20 protein-coding genes are annotated in these 19942 nt (G+C 62.7%); 17 read left to right on the forward strand and 3 right to left on the reverse strand.

The features are described from left to right. Positions 1 to 76: 76 nt before the first annotated feature. Positions 77 to 802, reverse strand: a complete 726-nt coding sequence (locus ACH2A7_RS11280) for a YggS family pyridoxal phosphate-dependent enzyme (RefSeq protein WP_394962032.1) — start codon at positions 800 to 802, stop codon at positions 77 to 79. A gap of 35 nt (positions 803 to 837) precedes the next feature. Then, complete coding sequence (locus ACH2A7_RS11285) at positions 838 to 1395, reverse strand: TIGR01440 family protein (protein WP_394962033.1); 558 nt, start codon at positions 1393 to 1395, stop codon at positions 838 to 840. A gap of 335 nt (positions 1396 to 1730) precedes the next feature. Between ACH2A7_RS11285 and ACH2A7_RS11290 the strand changes: the two genes are divergently transcribed. The 10 genes from ACH2A7_RS11290 to ACH2A7_RS11335 all read left to right on the forward strand — a co-directional run bounded on the left by ACH2A7_RS11290 (position 1731) and on the right by ACH2A7_RS11335 (position 10644). After that, entirely contained in the window at positions 1731 to 3287 is a 1557-nt protein-coding gene (locus ACH2A7_RS11290) for an amidohydrolase (protein WP_394962034.1), read from the forward strand. A gap of 36 nt (positions 3288 to 3323) precedes the next feature. Then, on the forward strand, positions 3324 to 4160 hold the full coding sequence (locus tag ACH2A7_RS11295) for a sugar phosphate isomerase/epimerase family protein (protein WP_394962035.1): 837 nt from the start codon (positions 3324 to 3326) through the stop codon (positions 4158 to 4160). A 14-nt stretch (positions 4161 to 4174) separates the two neighbouring features. Continuing rightward, positions 4175 to 5017, forward strand: a complete 843-nt coding sequence (locus ACH2A7_RS11300; RefSeq protein ID WP_394962036.1) for a sugar phosphate isomerase/epimerase family protein — start codon at positions 4175 to 4177, stop codon at positions 5015 to 5017. A gap of 39 nt (positions 5018 to 5056) precedes the next feature. Continuing rightward, complete coding sequence (locus ACH2A7_RS11305) at positions 5057 to 6025, forward strand: SIS domain-containing protein (protein ID WP_394962037.1); 969 nt, start codon at positions 5057 to 5059, stop codon at positions 6023 to 6025. A 21-nt stretch (positions 6026 to 6046) separates the two neighbouring features. After that, positions 6047 to 6910 carry a PfkB family carbohydrate kinase gene (locus ACH2A7_RS11310; protein ID WP_394962038.1) on the forward strand — a complete coding sequence of 288 codons (864 nt, stop codon included), beginning with the start codon at positions 6047 to 6049 and terminating at the stop codon, positions 6908 to 6910. A gap of 93 nt (positions 6911 to 7003) precedes the next feature. Further along, positions 7004 to 7804, forward strand: coding sequence for a fructoselysine 6-kinase (gene frlD / locus ACH2A7_RS11315; protein ID WP_394962039.1), 801 nt, complete (start codon positions 7004 to 7006; stop codon positions 7802 to 7804). A 102-nt stretch (positions 7805 to 7906) separates the two neighbouring features. Further along, a complete protein-coding gene (locus ACH2A7_RS11320) occupies positions 7907 to 8761 on the forward strand; it encodes an amidohydrolase family protein (RefSeq protein WP_394962040.1) in 855 nt (284 codons plus the stop codon). A gap of 3 nt (positions 8762 to 8764) precedes the next feature. After that, positions 8765 to 9193 carry a secondary thiamine-phosphate synthase enzyme YjbQ gene (locus tag ACH2A7_RS11325; protein ID WP_394962041.1) on the forward strand — a complete coding sequence of 143 codons (429 nt, stop codon included), beginning with the start codon at positions 8765 to 8767 and terminating at the stop codon, positions 9191 to 9193. Further along, positions 9190 to 9999 carry an HAD family hydrolase gene (locus ACH2A7_RS11330; protein ID WP_394962042.1) on the forward strand — a complete coding sequence of 270 codons (810 nt, stop codon included), beginning with the start codon at positions 9190 to 9192 and terminating at the stop codon, positions 9997 to 9999. Before ACH2A7_RS11325 ends, ACH2A7_RS11330 begins: the two co-directional genes overlap by 4 nt. A 33-nt stretch (positions 10000 to 10032) precedes the next feature. Beyond that, the gene (locus ACH2A7_RS11335; protein WP_394962043.1) at positions 10033 to 10644 is read left to right on the forward strand and encodes a GDSL-type esterase/lipase family protein; all 612 of its coding nucleotides are present in this window, start codon (positions 10033 to 10035) and stop codon (positions 10642 to 10644) included. A 57-nt stretch (positions 10645 to 10701) separates the two neighbouring features. Here ACH2A7_RS11335 and ACH2A7_RS11340 read toward each other — a convergent pair whose 3' ends face one another. Then, complete coding sequence (locus ACH2A7_RS11340) at positions 10702 to 11442, reverse strand: GntR family transcriptional regulator (RefSeq protein WP_394962044.1); 741 nt, start codon at positions 11440 to 11442, stop codon at positions 10702 to 10704. Between the two features lie 211 nt (positions 11443 to 11653). On the opposite strand from ACH2A7_RS11340, the gene ACH2A7_RS11345 reads away from it, so the two are divergent. The 7 genes from ACH2A7_RS11345 (at position 11654) to ACH2A7_RS11375 (ending at position 19879) form a co-directional block, all read left to right on the forward strand. Then, entirely contained in the window at positions 11654 to 12466 is an 813-nt protein-coding gene (locus ACH2A7_RS11345; RefSeq protein WP_394962045.1) for a BtpA/SgcQ family protein, read from the forward strand. Continuing rightward, complete coding sequence (locus ACH2A7_RS11350; protein ID WP_394962046.1) at positions 12466 to 13980, forward strand: FGGY-family carbohydrate kinase; 1515 nt, start codon at positions 12466 to 12468, stop codon at positions 13978 to 13980. Before ACH2A7_RS11345 ends, ACH2A7_RS11350 begins: the two co-directional genes overlap by 1 nt. A gap of 27 nt (positions 13981 to 14007) precedes the next feature. Then, positions 14008 to 14442 carry a hypothetical protein gene (locus tag ACH2A7_RS11355; RefSeq protein WP_394962047.1) on the forward strand — a complete coding sequence of 145 codons (435 nt, stop codon included), beginning with the start codon at positions 14008 to 14010 and terminating at the stop codon, positions 14440 to 14442. Between the two features lie 287 nt (positions 14443 to 14729). Further along, complete coding sequence (locus ACH2A7_RS11360) at positions 14730 to 16157, forward strand: YfcC family protein (protein ID WP_394962048.1); 1428 nt, start codon at positions 14730 to 14732, stop codon at positions 16155 to 16157. A 486-nt stretch (positions 16158 to 16643) separates the two neighbouring features. Then, complete coding sequence (locus tag ACH2A7_RS11365) at positions 16644 to 17984, forward strand: ABC transporter substrate-binding protein (protein ID WP_394962049.1); 1341 nt, start codon at positions 16644 to 16646, stop codon at positions 17982 to 17984. Between the two features lie 77 nt (positions 17985 to 18061). Continuing rightward, positions 18062 to 19012 (forward strand): carbohydrate ABC transporter permease, encoded by a 951-nt coding sequence (locus tag ACH2A7_RS11370; RefSeq protein ID WP_394962050.1) that lies wholly within the window; start codon positions 18062 to 18064, stop codon positions 19010 to 19012. A 27-nt stretch (positions 19013 to 19039) separates the two neighbouring features. Next, on the forward strand, positions 19040 to 19879 hold the full coding sequence (locus ACH2A7_RS11375) for a carbohydrate ABC transporter permease (protein WP_394962051.1): 840 nt from the start codon (positions 19040 to 19042) through the stop codon (positions 19877 to 19879). The last annotated feature ends 63 nt before the right edge of the window (positions 19880 to 19942 follow it).

Genomic DNA, 19942 nt, shown 5'->3' on the forward strand with positions numbered 1-19942 from the left:
CGGCGGGCGAAAAAGACCCGGGCCGGCGGCAGTTTTGCCGTCGGCCCGGAGTTGTTTTGGCGCAAGGGGCTGCCGCTTACCCCTGCGGGCCGTAGTCCCGGGGGCCGTAGATGGCGGTGCCGATGCGCACGATGGTGGCGCCCTCCCGGATGGCGGCCTCAAAATCGCCGCTCATGCCCATGGAGAGGGTGTCCGGCAGGGCGGTGGCGTAGTGCTGTTCCTGCAGGCGGGTCAGCAGCCGCCGCATCCCGGCAAAAAACGCCCGGGTCTCGTCGGGGGCGGCCCCGGCGGGCGGAATGGCCATCAGGCCCCGCAGCCGCAGGTGCGCCGCCGCCTCGGCGGCCTCCGCCAGCGCCCACAGCCCCTCGGGCGAAACGCCGCTCTTGCTGGCCTCCGCGCCGATGTTGACCTCGATCAGGATGTCCTGGGTCAGCCCCAGCCGGCCGGCGGCGGCGTCCACCTTGCGCAGCAGGTGTTCGCTGTCCACGCTCTCGATCATGGCGGCGCGGCCCACCACCTTGTTCACCTTGTTGGTCTGCAGATGGCCGATGAAGTGCCCCGGCTTGCCCAGGTACGCCCCGGCGTCGCTTTTCTCCACCAGTTCCTGCACATGGTTCTCGCCGAACAGGTCGATGTCCAGTCCGGCGCTCTCCCGCACCTCTTCCACCGTGCGGGTCTTGCAGGCGGCGCACAGCAGCACCTGGGCCGGGTCGCGGCCGGCGGCGCGGGCGGCCTGCGCCATGCGGGCGCGGATGCTGGCCACCGCCTGCGCCATCTGCTCCTTTGTCGCTTGAGTCGCCATTGAAAAAACCTCTTTCCCACTGCCCGAAGGGCGATTCACATCGTTTGATAGACCGCGCGCTCGCCGCCGATGTATTTGGGCCGGCAGCGGGCGCACAGAAAATGGGCCTTGCCGATGTGGTCAAAGGACAGGCGCACCGGCACGGCCACCCGCCGCAGATGCATCCCGATCAGGGTGCCGCCAATGTCCAGCCCCGCCCCGGCGCGGATCTCCTCCACCAGCACCGGGTCGGAAAAGGCCTGCCAGCAGTTGGTGGCCCAGCTGCCGCCGGCATGGGGCTGGGGCACGGCGTTGACCTCCTCATAGCCGTATTGGTCGGCCGCCGCCCGCTCCAGCACGATGGCCCGGTTCAAGTGCTCGCAGCACTGGGCGGCAAGCCACAGCCCCCGCGCCCGCACGGCGGGCAGCACGCCCTCCAGCACCGCCCGGGCCGCCTCCATGCTGCTGTCTTTTCCGATGTGGCCGCCCACGATCTCGCTGCTGGAGCAGCCCACCACAAAGATGTCGCCGGGTTTCAGGCCGGCCGCGTCCAGCAGCTCCTCCGTCGCCTGCCGCGCCTGGCGGGCGATCTCGCTCAACGTTTCCTGCTGCATGCAAATGCCCCCTTTTGGCAAATCGCGTTTCCCACAATATCCCTCCGGGCGGCCGCGGCCGCCCTCTCTTTCGGTGATTACAGCATAGCATCGGCGGCGGGGCGTGTCAAATCAGCGCCCCGCCGCGGCCGGCGCTTTGGGGCGTGTTCCCGTGGGTCACGGAGGGGGACATATGCCAAAAGGGCCTGCCACACCGGGTGACACCGCTGATTACTGGCAAAACGGATAAAAAACGGGAGTCAAAGTTGTACATTTTTTAACTTGTATTATAACGTCATATTATGTTATTATGGGCTCAGAAAATCTACCACAAGGGAAAGGTGAGGGTCATTGGCATGAAAGAACGTCAGAAATGTCTTGTGCTTCTCTCGAAGAACGTGTTCACGGCCACCGGCGAGGCGCCCTTCGACGGCTTTGTGGCGGTGGAGGGCAACCGCATCGCGGCGGTGGGGCCCCGGGCCGAAGCCGGCGAATGGGTGGACAAAGCCACGCAGGTGCTGGAACTGGGCGACCGCGTGGTGACGCCCGGCTTTGTGGACGTGCACACCTTCTTCACCGGCTGGGCGCTGCTGAGCCTGGGCGCGGATTTTTCCGGTGTGAAAACCGACGCGGAGGGCGTGGCCGCGCTGCGGGAGTATGAAAAGACGGCCCCCGCGGGCACGGCGCTGTTCGGGCACAGCTGGCAGCCGGACGGCTTTGAGGTGACCGACGAGGCCCTTTTGGACAAGACCTGGCCGGACAAACCGGTGGTGGTGTTCACCGCCGACCGGGGCACCTGCTGGATGAACCGGGCCGCCCGGGAGCGCTACGGCTTCGGGCCGGAAAAGTGCTACGCCGAGATGACCTGGAAGATGATCCGGGAATATCTCCAGCTGCCCGGCATGAAGGAAAAGTATAAGGAATATATGCAGATGCTCAACGCGCGGGGCGTCACCACCATCAAGGAGATGACCTTCGACACCTACTACGGCTTTGCCGACAAGATGGAGGAGCTGGAGCGGGAGGACGCGCTGACCGTGCGCGTCTCGATGATGAGCCAGCCGGTGGGCGAGGGCATCAACATCGAGCACGGCAAGGCCATGTGCCGGCGCTTCACCGGGCCCTTTGTGTCCTTCTCCGGCTACAACCGCATGACCGACCGCTCCATCCCGTCCTCCATGGCGGAACTCATCGAGCCCTACAAGTCCCATCCGGGCATGACCAACACCGTGCCGGTGGAGTGGGACCTCATCGAGCGGGAGACCCATCTGGCGGACGAAAACGGCTTCCGCTACTCCCTGCACTGCCAGGGCGACGGCGCCATCCGGCACACGGTGGCCCTGTTTGATTCCTGCCAGAAGGACGAAAACGGAAAACTCAAGCACCGCCATGCCATCACCGACCTGGAGTATTCCAATCCCGCCGACCTGGAAAAGTTCGGCGCGCTGGGCGGCATCGTGGAGGTGTATGCCCAGATTCAGTCGCTGGACAACAAGCAGGACGTGATGGACATGATCGCGGCCCAGCTGGGCGGCGACCGGGGCAGGAACTACTGGAACCGCCGCAAGATGTGGGATTCCGGCCTGGTGGTCTCCTGCGGCACCGACCTGCCTCTGCTCATCCCCAACATCCCCGAGGCCATCTATTGCGGTGTGGGCGGCCACTTTGCCGACGGCGGCACCTACAACGAGCAGAACATGCTCACGGTGCCCGAGATGCTCACCGCCTGGACCCGCAACGGCCAGTACAACTGCTTCAACGAGGACCGGCTGGGCACGCTGGAGGCCGGCAAGCTGGCGGACATCGCCGTGCTGGGCGCGGACGTGTTCACCCTGCCCAACGAACAGGTGAAGGACGTGAAGGTGGTGCTCACCATTTCGGACGGGCGCATCGTGTACGACGCGCTGCAATAAAACCGCATCTTCAACGCTGGTAAAAAGGAGGGCTTTATGGCATACATCAAACGGGAGCAACTCGCGGCCATCGGCATCCACTATGTCTACTACCCGCTGGACTACATGCTGGATTCCCAGGCCAAAGCCGGGTACAAGACCATTGAGCTGCTGGGCATGGCGCCTCATTACCTTATGGACGAGACCTGGTATCAGGACCCGGCGGAAGTTCGCAAAAAGGTGGAGGACCGGGGCATGACCATCGGCTGCTTCACCCCCGAGTGCGCGGTCTACTACTACACCATGAACGCCCCGGAGGGCGGCTTCCACGACCGCAGCATGGAGTACTTCAAGCGGGGCATCGAGGCGGCGGAGAAGATGGGCGCCAAAAAACTGCTGACCAACTGCATCGGCGCGCCCTTCGACGAGGAGTACGACCGGGCCTACGACCGGGCGGTGCGCAGCCTGCGGGAACTGTCCAAAACCGCCGCCGACCACGGCGTGACCATCGCGGTGGAGACGGTGCGCCCGGAGGAGAGCCGGGTGGTCATCACCCTGCCGGAACTGGTGCGGCTGCTGAAGGACGTGGACAGCCCCTGGGTGAAGGCCGGGCTGGACACGGTGGCCATGGGCGTGGCGGGCGAGACGCCCCGCCAGTGGTTCGAGACCCTGGGCAAGGACATCGTGCACACCCATTTCATCGACGGCCGGCCCTATGCGCACCTGGTGTGGGGCGACGGGCTGTATCCGCTGGAAAAGTACCTGAACGTGCTCAACGAGTTCGGCTATGAGGGCCTGCTGGGGCAGGAGATCACCGACGGGCGCTATTTTGACGACCCGGCGGCGGCCGACGCGCGCAACTTCCAGGCGTTTGAGCCGTTCTTTGAGAACTGAAAGGGGGAGATGAGATGGCGACGCCGAAACTCCGCCGCGAACAGGTGGCGGGCATGAACATCCACTATGTGAACTATTCGCTGGACTATTTTCTCGACGCGCAGCAGCGCATCGGCTTCAAGACCATCGAGTTGTGGTGCGCGGCTCCCCATGTGTGGCTGGACCACATGCGCTACTACGACGCGAAGGAGATCCGCCGCAAGATCGAGAGCCGCGGCCTGGCCGTGCATGTGCTCACCCCGGAAAACTGCACCTATCCCTACCAGTTTGCGGCCAAGGAGCCGGAGCACGTCCGCCGCTCCTTTGGCTACTTCTCCAACGGCATCCGCCTGGCGGCCGAGCTGGGCTGCGAGTACATGGAGGTGAACTCCGGCTGGGGCTACTGGAACGAGGACAAGCAAGAGGCCTGGAAGCGCAGCGCGGAGATGCTGCACCGCCTGGCCGAAGTGGCCCGTGAGAACAACGTCACCCTGGTGATGGAGTCCATCCGGCCGGAGGAGAGCCAGCTGGTGATCGACCTGCCCGCGGCGCAGCGGATGCTGCGGGAGGTGGACCACCCCAACCTCAAGGCGATGGTGGACACCTGCGCCATGGGCGTGGCGGGCGAGAGCCTGGAGGACTGGTTCGCGGCGCTGGGCCCCGACATCCGGCACATGCACTTCATCGACGGCACGCCCTACGGCCATCTGGTGTGGGGCGACGGCAACCACCATCTCGGCCGGTTCATCGAGACCCTCAACCGGCACGGCTACGAGGGGTACCTGGGCCAGGAGATCACCGACGGCCGGTACTTCATGGACCCCGCGGCGGCGGATCTGCGCAACATGAAAAACTTCGAGCGATACATCGAAGATTGAGTTTTTCAAATCATACCCACTGCAAAAGGAGACAAAGTCATGAAAGCAAGCGAAGTTATCAAAAAAATTCTGGCCGAGCACGGTGAGATCACCGAGGTGTACTGGGTGGCCTGCGGCGGCAGTTTGATCGACCTGTACCCCTCCCACTTCATGCTGACGGTGGAGAGCGCCAAGACCTCCTCCGGCTGGCACACCGCCAAGGAGTTCCTGGTGGCCACCCCCAAGAAGCTGGGCAAGCACAGCCTGGTGGTGATGTGCAGCCACTCCGGCAACACCAAGGAGGCGGTGGACTCCGCCATCCTGGCCCACGAGCGGGGCGCGGCGGTGGTCACCCTCACCGACAACGCCGGCTCCAAGGCGGACGACCCCCGCTTCATCACCTGGGTGTACCCCTGGGGCGACGGTGTGCCCACCGCCGAGGTGCCGCTGGGCATCTGCCCGATGCTGGTGGCCGAGCTGCTGCGCGCCCAGGAGGGCTTTGACAAGTACGACGCGCTGGTGAAGGGCATCGCCCAGATGGACGACATCATCGCCAAGGCCAAGGTGAAGGTGAACGCGGAACTGGGCGAAAAGTTCGCCGACCTGTGCGAGAAGAACAAGTTCTTCTACATCCTGGGTTCCGGCGCCAACTTCAGCCAGACCTACGGTTTCGCCATCTGCAGCCTGATGGAGATGCAGTGGCAGAACTGCTGCTACATCCACTCCGGCGAGTACTTCCACGGCCCCTTCGAGTGCACCGAGCCCGGCGTGTTCTACTTCCTGCAGATGGGCTCCTCCTCCGCCCGGGTGATGGACGAGCGGGCGCTGGCCTTCCTCAAGACCCACACCGATCAGCTGATGGTGCTGGACGCGCTGGAATACGGCATGGGCGAAGTGGACGAGGGCGTGCGCGCCTATCTGGAGCCGGCGCTGTTCTACGCCATGAACGTGGAACTGCGGGCCGCCCGGGGCAAGCGCTTTGACCACTCCCCCGAGATCCGCCGCTACATGGGCATCGAACAGTATTGATTTGAAAAGGAGCGAGAAACGATGGCATATCAGGTGAAAGTGCTGGGCTTCGGCGACAACGTCGTGGACAAATACGAGCACATCAAGACCATGTACCCCGGCGGCAACGCGGTGAACTTTGCCGTGTTTGCCAAAAAGCTGGGCGCGGAGCGCAGCGCCTACATGGGCATCTTCGGGTCGGACAAAGAGGCCGAGCACGTCATCGCCTCCCTGCAGGAGGAGGGCGTGGAGCTGGTGAAGTGCAAACAGGTCATCGGCGAGAACGGCGCGGCCCGGGTGACGGTGAACCCTGAAAACGGCGACCGCATCTTCCTGGGCTCCAACGAGGGCGGCATCCGCGGCGATATGCTCTACGCGCTGGACCGCTTCTCCCTGGAATATGTGAAGGGCTTCGACCTGGTGCACTCCGGCAACTACTGCTTCACCGAGCGGGAACTGCCCAAGATCAAGGCGGCGGGCGTGCCCATCAGCTTCGACTTCTCCGACGATTCCACCGACGAGTACTACGAGCGCATCGCCCCGCTGGTGGACTACGCCTTCATGTCCTGCAGCGACATCTCCAAGGAGGAGACCTATGAAAAGCTGAAGAAGGTGGCGGCCCTGGGCCCCAAATTCGTCTGCGCCTCCCGCGGGGACGAGGGCTGCATCGCCTACGACGGCAAGGAATTCTATGTGCAGGGCATCAAGCCCGTGGCCAATATGGTGGACACCATGGCCGCCGGCGACAGCCTGCTCACCGCCTTCCTGGTGAACTACCTGGCCCGCCAGAAGGAGGGCAAGGGCGGCCCGGAGGCCATCCGGGAGAGCCTGGACCTGGCGGCGGGCTTTGCCGCCAACACCTGCGGCCTGGCGGGCAGCTGGGGCCACGGCAAGGTCTACGAATAACTGAAAAAGCACCGGCTTGTTGTCAGCAAAGCGGGAGCGGCGCTGCCGCTCCCGCTTTGTGCGATCCATATGATCAAAAGGAGGAAGATCCGGATGGAAAAGACCCTGGCGGCCGTGGGCTTTTGCTGCGCGGACGTGTATGAAAAGCTGAACAAGTTCTACCCCACCGGCAACGGTGTGGACTGGGGCGTGCACCTGGCCCGCATGGGGGTGCCCGTGAGCGTGGTGAGCGTGGTGGGCACCGACAGCTACGGCGAGAAGATGAAGCAGGCGCTGGCGGCGGAGGGCATCGACATCTCCCATCTGCGCACCGAGCCCGGCGACACCTGCAAGATGATGATGGACCTGAAAAACGGCACCGACCGGGTGCACCTGGAGGAGATCGAAGGGGTCATGGCGGACTACGCCCTCACCGACGAGGAGTTCGAGTTCGTGGCGAAGCACACCATGCTGCACACCGACCTGTTCGGCAAGGTGCTGGACAAGCTGCCCGCCTGGAAGGCCCGGGGCGTGCAGGTGGTGATGGACTTTTCGGTGTTCAGCGAGGACCCGGAGTACCAGTGCGAAAAGCTGTTCCCCTATGTGGACTATGTGTTCCTCTCCTACGACGGCAAAAAGGACGAGCACATCAAGGAGTGGGTGAAGAAGATCCACTCCTACGGCCCCAAGCTGGTCACCGCCACCATGGGCGAACTGGGCAGCATCTGCTACGACGGCACCACCCTGTACGAGTACGGCATCGTGCCCACCACGGTGGTGAACACGGTGGGCGCGGGCGACAGCTACATCGCCGGCTTCACCTACGGCGTCCTGAACGGCTGGAGCGTGCCCGAGTGCATGAAGAAGGGCGCGGAAGTCTCCAGCGCGGTGGTGGCCCGGTTCGAGCCGTACTGAACAGCGAACGCCGCCCCGGCCCGAAGCGGCGGGGGCGGCGCGGCAAAGCACAACACAGGGCGGCGCAGCCCGCCGCCCGCAAAAGAAAGAGGGGAAACGACCGTGCTGATCGATATGCATATCCATCCCATTTTCTACGGGCCGATCTGCGGGGATGAAAAGGAAGTGGCCTTCCGGGGCGACACCTTCGGGGTGTGGAAGCAGGGACCCATGGAGTTTGACGAACTGTTCGCCGAGTGGGATATCTGCGGGCTGACCCAGGCGGCCCTGCTGCCGCTGGATGTGACCACAACGGCCGGCGGCTGGGTGGTGGACAACGACCAGGTGGAGGCCTTGTGCAAGCTGCATCCGGACAAGTTTTACGGCTTTGCCAGCGTGGACCCCCACCGGGAGGACGCGCTGGAGGTGTTGGAGCGGGCCTTTTGCCGCCAGGGGCTGCGGGGGCTCAAGCTGAACCCCTCCAAGCAGCGGTTCGACCCGTCGGACGAGCGGATGGAGCCCATCTATGCGCTGTGCGAGCGGGAGAACAAGCCCATCATCTTCCACGCAGGGCTCTCCTGGGAGCCAAACGCCCCGGCCCGCTACGCTCATCCCCTGGCCTTTGAGGAGGTGGCCATCCGCCACCCGGACCTGCGCATCTGCCTGGCCCACTTCGCCTGGCCCTGGGTGCGGGAGATGGTGATGCTGATGATCAAGTATCCCAACGTCTACACCGACACCGCCCTGCTCTATGTGGACTCCCCCGAGGAGCAGATGAAGGAACTGTTCACCAGGGACATGGGCCCCATGTGGTTCGAGCGGTGCTTCCCCAAGCAGGTGATGTTCGGCTCCAACGGGCCGCGCTTCCGCGCCTTCAAGCTCAAGCGGGCGCTGGACAAGGTGCCCATGCGGGAGTTTGCCCGGGAGAATCTCTATTGGAAAAACGCGCTGCGTTTTCTCAGCGGCGAGGAGGTGTGAGCCATGGTCGTGCTGAAAACCATCCGGCATCTGAGCCGGGATGTGGAGGAATACTTCAATATCACACAGCAGGTGCACGACATCGTGCGCCAGAGCGGCGTGAAGAACGGCCTGGTGGCCGTGATCACCGCCCACACCACCACCGGCATCCTGGTGAACGAGGCCCTGCCCTGCGTGGAGGCGGACATCTCCGAGATGCTGGAAAAGACGGTGCCGCTGGAAGCGCCCTACCTCCACGCCCACTTCCTGCCCACCTACGGCGCCACCAGCAACAACTCCCAGGGGCACCTGAAAAGCGTGCTCACCGGCAACCACTGCCTGTTCCCCGTCATCGACGGCGAGATCGTGTGCGGCGGCGCCCAGGACATCTATCTGGCGGAGTTCGACGGGCCCCAGCTGCGCAAGGTGTATGTGGAAGTGATGGGGGAGTGACCGCGGCACCCGCGGACGAAAGGATGGAAACGGTGGGGGAGAAGTGGCTCTTTTTCGACGTGGACGGAACGCTGGTCCCCTTCGGGGAAAACGCCGCCCCGTCCAAGCGCACGCTGGACGCCCTGGCCCGGGCCCGGGCGCGGGGGCACAAGGTGTTCCTGTGCACCGGGCGCACCCGCTGCGACATCGGCCCCGGGCTGCTCTGCTTTGACGTGGACGGCGTGATCTCCGGTGCGGGGGCCCGCATCGAGATGGGGGGCGTGTGCCTGCGGGCAAAGCCGCTGCCCCTGACCCTGCTGCGGCGCACCGCCGCGCAGATCCTGCGGCGGCACGTCTCCTGCATTCTGGAAGGCACCTACGGATTTTATTATGTGGGGGAGGGCGGCGAGCGGATGCCCTGGGATTTCCCGCGCATCCGCCGCGCGGGGGAGATCACCCGCGCCATGAGCGTGGAGAAGTTCACCGCCCACACCGTCAGCGAGGCGGAGTTCGCCCCGCTGGCCGCCTGGCTGGCCCCCTGGTACGACATCTATGCCCGCCCCGACGGCCGTTTTTTTGAGATGGTGCGCAAAGGGCAGGACAAGGCGGCGGCGATCCGATGGCTCTGCCAGCGGTTCGACGTGGACAAGGCGGATGTGTTCGCCTTCGGCGACAGCGCCAACGACCTGCCCATGCTGCGGGCCGCGGGCATGGGGGTGGTCATGGGCTCGGCGCCCCTTTCCGTGCGCCGGGAGGCGGCCCTTATAACCGGCGCCGTGGAGGAAGAGGGCGTGGCGACCGCCCTGGAGCGCCTGGGCCTGGCCTGAGCGGCGGGACATGCAGAAAAGGAGGAGCGCGGCATGAAAACGATTCTGTGCTTTGGAGATTCCAACACCTACGGCTATGTTCCCGGCACGGGCGAGCGCTATGACCGGCAGGTGCGCTGGCCCTTTCGCATGGGGCAGCTGCTGGGTGAGGAGTATGAAGTGGTGGCGGAGGGCCTTCCGGGCCGCACAACGGTGTTCACCGATTACATCGAGCCCTACCGCGCCGGCATCGAGCAGATCGTGCCGGCGGTGCAAAGCCATTCGCCGGACGCGCTGGTCATTATGCTGGGCGGCAACGACACCAAGGAGCGCTACCATGTGAGCGCCCGGGAGATCGGCTTCGGCATGGAGGAACTGCTGCTGCGCCTGCGCACGGCCTATCCTTTCTCTTCCGTGCCCGGGGTGGTGCTGGTCGCCCCCGCGCCGCTGCGCTGCGGGCCGGGGCCCGAGCTTTCCGCCGCGAGCGTGGAAAAATCCCGGCAGCTGGCCGCCATCTTCCGGGACGTGGCCGACCGCTTCGGCTGCGCCTTCCTGGACGCGGGCGAGTTCGCGGCCCTGGGGGCGGACGGCATCCACTTCACCCCGGAGGATCACGCCGAGATGGCCCGCCGGGCCGCCGCGGCGGTGCGGGCGCTGTTTGAATGACAAAAAAGCCTGTTCCGGCGCTCGCGCCGGAACAGGCTTTTTCTCAAGGCGGGATGCTCAGATGTTGAACACGAAACGGCTGCCCACGATGTACTGGCGGCCGATCACCAGCGGCCTGCCCTCGCCGTCCAGGAAATAGGCGTTCATGTAAAACATCGGGTCGCCGGTGATAATGTCCAGAAAGGACGCCTGCTCGGCGGAGGCGCGCACGATCTCCAGCGTGCAGGAGGTGGTGGATGTGGGCCGCCGGCCATAATGGCGCTCCAGATAATCAAACAGCGAGGCGTTGGTCAGATCCTCATAGGAGGTGAGCAGATCCTTGAAGGGCTCATAGGGGAAAAAGTTGTTCTCCAGCATGATGGGCTCGCCGTCGGCGGTGCGCACCCGCTGCAGATAGATCACATCCGCCCGGGCGGGCAGCCCCAGAAAGCGCACCTCGTCCGAGCGGGCGGGGCAGCGCAGAATGTTCACCACCTGGGAACCCGGCTCCATGCCGCAGGCGCGGCATGCCTCGGAAAACCCCATCACGTCCTTGTCCTGGGTGATCTTGCGCATCACCTTGGGCTGGCTGACATAGGTGCCCTTGCCCTGCTTTTTCACAAGATACCCCTCGCTGCACAGCTCCTCCACGGCGCGGCGCACCGTAATGCGGCTGACGTGGTACAGCTCCGACAACTCCGACTCGGAGGGGATCTTTTCGTCCGGGGCATATTTGCCCTCCGCCAGCGAGGCCTTGATGTCCTCCATCAACTGCTGGTACAGCGGGATGAGCGAATCCTCGTTCAACTGAAAATCCATGGTTCGGGTTCCTGCCTTTCACCCCGCGCCCCGGGCGGGGAAGTGAGATGTTTGTGTATTTTATTCTAACGTATTTTGCTGAATATTTCAAGGCGCAATTGTTCAGAACGACAAATTACCGCGGAGAACTTGAAAAAATCTGGTGAATTATGTTATAGATATGTTGTAATACATACTATAACGTCATATGATTGGGTATGGAGGGATGATTATGTCATTTTTGAAAGCCATGTTCGGAACGGAAAAGCCCATCATCGGCCTTCTGCACCTGAAGCCGCTGCCGGGGGACCCGTTCTACGCGCCGGGCGGCAGCCTGGACGATGTGGTCGAGTGCGCCCGGGCGGACCTGGAGGCCCTGCAAAACGGCGGGGTGGACGGTGTGCTGGTGACCAACGAATTGAGCCTGCCCTATGAGAAAAAGGTGTCCGGCGTCACGCTGGGGGCCATGGGCCTGGTGATCGGCGCGCTGCGCGGGCAGTTCCGCGTGCCCTTCGGGGTGGAGGCCATCTATGACGGCGACGCCACCATGGAGATCTGCGCCGCCACCGGGGCGGCCTTCACCCGCTGCCTGTTCACCGGCGCCTGGGCGGGCGACCTGGGCCTGGTGGACCGGGACGTGGCCAAAACGCTGCGGCTCAAATCCGCCCTGCGGCTGGACGAGTTGAAGCTGTTCTACTTTGTCACCAGCGAGGGCGAGGTGTACCTGAACGACCGCACCACGGCGGATATCGCCAAAAGCATGATCTTCAACTGCCGGCCGGACGCGCTGGTGGTGGGCGGCGCGGCGGCGGGCGTGGGGCCCGGCGGCGAACTGCTGGAGCAGGTGCGCGCCGCCGCCGGCAAGGTGCCGGTGGTGTGCGGCACCGGCTGCCGCAAGGAGACGGTGGCTCAGATCCTGCAAAACTGCGACGGCGCCTTTGTGGGCACCACCTTCAAGAAGGACGGCGTGTTTGAAAACCGTGTGGACGAAGCGCGGGTGCGGGAGTTTATGGACACGGTGAAAGCGATGCGGGGGGATGCATGATGAAATATTTTATGGGCATTGACGTGGGCACCAACGAGACCAAGGGGGTGCTGATCGACCAGAAGTGCGAGATCGTGGCCTTTGCCAGCTGCGGGCACGATCTGCTGAATCCCCGGCCCGGCTTTTTCGAACACGACGCGGAAAAAACCTGGTGGGGCGATTTCTGCCGGCTGTCCCGCCGGCTGCTGGAGGAGAGCGGCGTGGCTGCCGCCGACGTGGGCTGCGTGGGCCTCTCCGCCCTGGGGTGCGACTGCGTCCCCGTGGACGCCGAGGGCACGGCGCTGTGCAACGCCATCCTTTACGGGGTGGACAGCCGCAGCCACAAGGAGATCGAATGGCTCTACGACTACTACGGCCGGGAGGAGGCCGAGCGGCTGTATGGCCATGAACTGTGTTCCTCCGACATCGCGCCCAAGATCCTGTGGGTGAAGAACAACCTGCCGGAGGTGTACGCCAAAACGGCCAAGTTCCTCACCGGCTCCTCCTACCTCTGCGCCAAGCTGACGGGGGAGTACACCATCGACCGGTACCTGGCCGAGGACTTTATGCCCCTGTACGATTTGAAAAACGACACCGTGGACGAGGAGCACTGCGCCCTCTACTGCCGCCCCGACCAGCTGGCCCGGGTGATGAGCGCCACCGACATCGCCGGCCGGGTCACCGCGAAGGCGGCCGCCCAGACCGGCCTGGCCGAGGGCACGCCGGTGCTGGTGGGCACGGGGGACTCGGGGGCGGAGGCCATCTCCACCGGCGTGTTCCGCCCGGGCGACATCATGGTGCAGATGGGCTCCAGCTGCTACTTCGTCTATCTGACAGATCATCTGCTGAAGGAGCCCAGGCTGTGGCCGGGCACCTTCATCATCCCGGGGGTGTACGCCGTGTGCGCGGGCACCAACACCGCGGGCACCCTCACCAAGTGGATGCGCAACGAGTTTTACCGGGACGCCGTGGCCGCCGAGGCGGCGGGGGGCGAAAACGCCTACACCGCGATGGTGAAGGAGGCGCAGTCCATCCCCGCCGGCAGCGAGGGGCTGGTGTGCCTGCCCTATTTCGCGGGCGAGCGCACCCCGCTGAACGATCCCTTTGCCAAGGGCGTGTTCTTTGGCCTCTCGGTCAATCACACCCGGGCCCATATGGTCAAGGCCGGGCTGGAGGGCATCGCCTACACCATCGCGGCCCATCTGGACCTTTTGGAAAAGGAGCACGGCGAGCCGCTGCGCCGCATCATGGCGGTGGGCGGCGGCACCAAAAACCCCGTGTGGCTGCAGGCGGTGGCGGATGTGACGGGCCGCGAGATCTGCACCGCCAAGGTGACGGTGGGCGCGGCCTTCGGCGATGCCATCATGGCGGCGCTGGCCGGCGGGGCTTATTCCAGCTGGGACGAACTGGCCGGCGTGATCACCCCCGACAAGGTGATCCGTCCGGACATGCAGGCCCACGCGGTCTATGAGAAGCAGCGGGTGGTGTTCAATGAACTGTACACCCGCAACCGGGATCTGATGAAACGCCTGTGACAGGGCGGCAAACCAGGAGGCATAAAAATGGAACAGTGCGGATTGTGCCGCCAGCGCGAGGGCGTGCGGGAGGCGGGCGTATACATCGACGGCGAAAAGAAACAGGTGCCGGTTTGTGCACATTGCATCCATGACGCCATGCGCAAAAACCACTACGGCATCGGCTTCGGCGCGGGGCTGCAGCTGTGCTGGTTCGTGGTGGCGAGCAAAGGCCTGTTCAGCGTGGCGGGCGGTTTCGCCGCCCTGATCGCGCTCTATGGCCTGGCGCGCCTGCTGCTGGTGCTGGCAGGCCACCTGGCGCTTCGCCTGGGCAAGGGCGGGCCGGTGCCCGGGTGGGTCTGGAAGTATGCCATGGCCCAGGCCGTGACCGAGGACGCCCTGCGCGACGCGCTGGCCGAGCGCATCTGCAACGTGAAGGTGCAGACCCCCCGGGAATACGAGCGCACCCATCCGGCAAAATAACGGCGGCCCCGCCAGCTTGCAGAACCTGTAAATCCCCGGTCGCCCGCCGCGCAGAGCCCCGTCTGCGCGGCGGGCGACGCTCTGTATGCCCGGGCCGCGGTAAAAAGGCAAAATGCCTTTTTACAAATCGCCCAAAAATGAACAAAATATTTATAATAAATACAGAAAAACGGCCGATGGGCTTGACGGGACGGGCCGGAGGTCTTATTCTATATATAACGTTATAATACGACTCAAAACGTTGTATTATGGCCCCTGCGGGGGGAAACTTTTTAGGAGGGTATCGTATGCAGAAACAGAAGAAAAAATTTGAACTGCCCCATGTCTATACGATCGCATTCCTGCTGATTATCCTGTTCGCGATTCTGACGTGGATCGTCCCTTCCGGCCAGTTCGAGAGGACCGAGATGGAAACGGCGGCCGGCACCCGTGAGGTGGCCGTGGCAGGTACATACCAGGAAGTGCCCAAGGTGGACGCGGAGGGCAACGATCTGCGGCAGGGCCTGGCTGAGATCCTGATGGCTCCCACCCGCGGCATTCAGGGCGCCAGCGATGTTGTGGCGTTCGTTTTGCTGATCGGCGGCTCCTTTGCCATCCTCACCAAGACCAACGCGATCAACGCGGGCATGAGCCGCGTGATCAAGAAGCTGAAGGGCAAGGACATCCTGCTCATCCCTGTGGTGATGATCCTGTTCAGCATCGGCGGCACCTCCTTTGGCATGTCGGAGGAAGCGCTTCCGTTCTACGCCATCTTCCTGCCCATCATCATGAGCCTGGGCTACGATTCCATGACGGCCTTCATGGTGTGCTTCCTCGGGCCTCAGATGGGCTACATCGGCTCCACCGTGAACCCCTTCAACGTGCTGATCGCCCAGGGCGTTGCGGGCATCCAGGGCAACCCCCAGCTGTGGTTCCGCTTCATCCAGTACGCGGTGTTCACCCTCATCGGCATCGTCTGGGTCATGATGTACGCCCGCAAGGTGAAGAAGAATCCCCAGGGCTCCATCACCTACAAGGACGATTTCGCAAAGCGTGAAGAGTTTGCCGTGGAAGGCATAAATGCGGATATGCCCTTCACCCTGCGGCAGAAGCTGGTGCTCATCGTGTTCGCCGTGGGCATGGGCATCATCGTTTGGGGCCTGGTCACAAGAGGCTGGTACATGGACGAGATCAGCATGGTCTTCCTGGCCATCGGCCTGTTGTCCGGCATCGTGGGCGGCCTCGGCGAGAAGGAGATGGCCGAGGAATTCGTCAAGGGCATGGCGGACTTTGTCTATGCTGCCGTGATCATCGGCATCGCCCGCGGCATCCTGGTGGTGGCCGAAGGCGGCCTGATCATCGACACCATCCTGAACAGCCTGGCCAACTTGCTGGCCGGTGTGCCCACCGCGGTGTTCACCACCATGATGTACTTCGCCCAGGCGTTCCTGAGCATCCTGGTGCCGTCCTCCTCCGGTCTGGCCGCCCTGACCATGCCGGTCATGGCGCCGCTCACCGACCTGATGGGCGTGAACACCGAGGCGTCGGTCACCGCGCTGTGCATCGCCAACCAGACCATGAACACCATCAGCCCCACCGCCGGCATGACGGTCGCCGGCCTTGCCGTGTGCAAGATCAGCTTCCCCCAGTGGTGGAAGACCTGCTGGAAGTTCATGATCGTGGTGGTGGTCGTGGGCGTCGTGTTCACCGCCATCTCCGGTATGCTGCCGGCTTGACGCGTCTTTCATCTGACAGCAAGAACGGCCCCGGGCGCTGCTGCGCCCGGGGCCGCTTTGTGTGTGAATGCCGCGCCGGCCTGAACGGCCAGCGTGGAGAGAACGCTTGGAAGGACGCAGCTTTGCGGGAGGTGCATGGGCGGCGGAACGGCTGAGTTCGGGGCCGTGTCTCAGACCGTTCGCCTGCGGCCGGATCATTAAAAATACCTCCCCGAGAAATGAGCCCTGATGGGATAGTTCCGTGCACAAGGAGAAAATAATGCGTCAAATTGCATAAATTATTTCTCCAAGCAATGTAGAATTAGACAAAAATCAATAAAAGTCTTGACAAGCAGGCTGTTTCACAATAAGCTAAAAGGGAAGGGTGTAAACACGAGTGTATGCGGCGGGACGGCGGCGAGGGATGAATTGATTTTGAACGTCTTCCCGCGTGCAGCTCCTTGGGTTTGCATGAAACAGACCGAATACAAATAGGAGGAAACAGAAATGAAAAAGATGCTTGCTTTGGCCATGGCATTTGTCATGTCGCTGTCCTTGGCGGCCTGCGGCAGCACGCCCGCCAGCACGCCCGCTCCCTCCGAGCCGGCGTCCGCGGCTTCCGCCGAGGGCACGGAAAACAAGGATCCTGTCAACCTGCGCTTCTACAACTACGCCCTTTCCGAGACCGCGAAGGCGGAATGGTGGGAGGAGACCATCGCCAACTTTGAGGCGGAATACGACTGGATCACCGTTGAGCCGATCTCTGTGGACTACAACAGCATGGTGACTACCCTCACCAACGACCTGGCCTCCGGCCTGACCGCCGACATGATCTACGGCGAGATCACCTGGGTGCCCGCTCTTGCGGACGCCGGGTTCATCGACAAGCCGGAAAATGTGCTCAGCCCCGAATTTTATGCCGGCTACAATCAGGATGTGCTGTCCGCCTTCCAGTACAACGACGGCATCTACGGCGTGCCCCACTACATGACCAACTGGCTGATCTTTGTCAATAAGGACCTGATCGAGGCGGCGGGCCTGAGCATGGACCAGTTCCCCACCACCGAAGCCGACCTGAAGACCTGGATCGAGACGCTGGCGGAGTATTATAAGGGCACCGACGTGTCCACCATCTTCGGCATGACCACTGCGGAAGTGGCCGCCACCGGCATGGCGCTGAACGGGATGTACACCGCCTTCGGCGGCACACTGTTCAACGACGACGGCACCCTGGCCGACTTGAACGAGGCCACCAACAAGACCGCGATGAGCGAGATGCTGGATTTCTGCAAATACCTCATCGGCAACGGCTACACGCAGGAGAACCTGAAGCTGAAAGATTACCGCGCTTCCTTTGGCGCCGGCAATGTGTGTATGTACGTTGACCAGTCCTGGGGCTATGCCCAGATCGGCGAAGTGGACGCCAACGCTGCCAACTTCACCGTGACCGCTCCGCTGCCCACCCAGCTGGGCACCAACGGCAAGGGCCTGTCGCTGGTTTCCGCCCACTCCTTCCTGTTCGGCGCCGGCCTGGAGGACTCCCACAAGGAGGCCATCGACCTGTTCATCCAGTACTGCACCAGCAACGAAGTGATGGAGGGATATCTGAACAACATCGGCCTTGCGTTCCCCGCCCATGAGAATATGGCGGACTGCAAGATCTCTCCCATTCTGGAAGGCGCTGCAAAGGGCGTGAACAACACGGTGTACCAGCCCATGCCCGCCGCTCTGGCCAGCGTCCAGACCGAGATGGCCACCGCCGCCCTGAACTACACCGTCAACGGGATGTCGCTGGACGACACGATCGCCGATTTCATCACGCAGGCAGAGTACTATATGAACCAGTAATTTGCCCGACACGCGTATACGTGGGGGGTGGGTGACGTCACCCACCCCTTTTTTGGAACACAAGGAGTGGAAACTGTATGCAAACCGTGAAAAATGACGTCGTGACGGGAGCGCAAAAGTCTTTTTCGCTGCTTAAGACCCGGCGGCAAAAGGACGCCGCATTCTCTTTGCTGCTGCTGACGCCCGCGATCATCTGCTGCGTCGTCTTTATCCTGTTTCCCATCATCGATTCGGTAAAAATGAGTTTTACCACCTACAAGATCGCGAACCTTACCCAAAACATTCCGGGCGAGTGGAACAATTTCGCGAACTACACCCGCCTGTGGTCTTCGGGGAAGCTGCAGGATTCCATTAAAGTGACGCTGCTGTTTGTGGTTGTAACGGTCGCGCTGAGTTTTGTGATCAGTATGACGCTGGCACTGATGCTCAACAGCAAGATCCGGGGCGCGCGTTTGCTGCGCAGTATCATGATGATCCCGTGGGTGATCCCCACCGTCATTTCCGGTTTGCTGTGGGCCTGGATCTACGCAAACCCCTACGGCCTGCTTCAGTATGTGATCGGCGTTCTTACGGGCGGGCAAGTGACCGGGTTCGGCATCCTGAACAATCAGGAGACCGCGATCTGGGGCGTGATCATCGTTGCGCTGTGGAAGCAGATCCCGCTCATCACCCTGCTTTTGCTGGCGGGGATGCAGAATGTTCCGGAGGATATTCTGGAGGCGGCTAAACTGGACGGCGCCAACTACCTCCAATGCCTGTTCAAAATCATTTTTCCTTTTATGCGCAGCGTGATCGCGGTGACGGTCTCCCTGTCCATCATCGACAACTTCAAGCAGTATCCCCTGTTTGCCACGCTGACCAACGGCGGCCCGGCGTCCGCCACAACAACGCTGGCAGTGCTTTCCTACGATGAGGCGTTTGTCAACTACAACTACGGTTCCGGCGCGGCGGTGACTACCGTATGGCTGCTGCTGATGGTTGTTGTTGTGTTCCTGTTCAACGCCGTCTTCCACAAAAAGGGCGATTGAAGGGGGATGTGAGCAATGAATCCGAAATTGAAACGCACTACACTGCGGTTTGGCGGCAGCGCACTGAAATACCTGGCGATCATCGCGATCTTTTTCTTCCTGCTGTTCCCGGTTTATTGGATGCTCGTCACGTCGTTGAAGACAAACGCGGAATCCTACCGCGCGATCCCGACTTTCTGGCCGGAGGCTGTCAACTTTGACGGCTACGTTTCCCTCATCAAGGATGGCAAGTTCCTGACTTACTACAAGAACAACATCATTGTCTCCGCGATGTCGGCGGTCTTCATCTGCTTTGTGTCGCTCTTTGCGGGATACGCGCTGAGCCGCTTCCACTTCAAGTGGAATATCCTCCTGTTCGCGACCTTCTCCTTCACTCAGATGATGCCCGTGATCAGCCGTCTGATCTCCCTGTATACCATTCTGCGCAAGATCAACCTGACCGACACCCGGATCGGCCTGGTGCTGGCCATCAGCGCGACGCAGATACCCTTTGCGGTGTCACTGATGGCATCCTTCTTTGACGGCATACCACGAGAACTGGAGGAGTCCGCCTCGGTGGATGGCTGCGGGCGGTTCAGAACACTGTTCAGCATCATCATGCCCCTGGTGGTACCGGGACTGCTGGCCGTGGGCGTTTACAGCTTCCTGCAGACCTGGGACGACTATCTCCACGCGATCACTCTGATCCGCTCGGCGGACCTGTGGACGCTGTCTCAGGGCCTGAAACTGACCTATCTGGGCGAAGTCAGCGACTGGCAGCTGATCAACGCGGCCTCTACGCTGGGTGCGATCCCCATGGTCTTTGTGTTCTTCTTCTTCCAGAAATACATGATCAAGGGCCTCGTTTCCGGCGCTGTCAAGGGGTGAGCGCACGACTGGTTTTTGAGTTGGGCGGCGCATAAACGCCGTGCTGCCGGCTGCCGCAGAACA

The sequence above is a fragment of the Candidatus Allofournierella merdavium genome, assembly GCF_944382735.1.
Classification (GTDB): Bacteria; Bacillota; Clostridia; order Oscillospirales; family Ruminococcaceae; genus Allofournierella_A; species Allofournierella_A merdavium.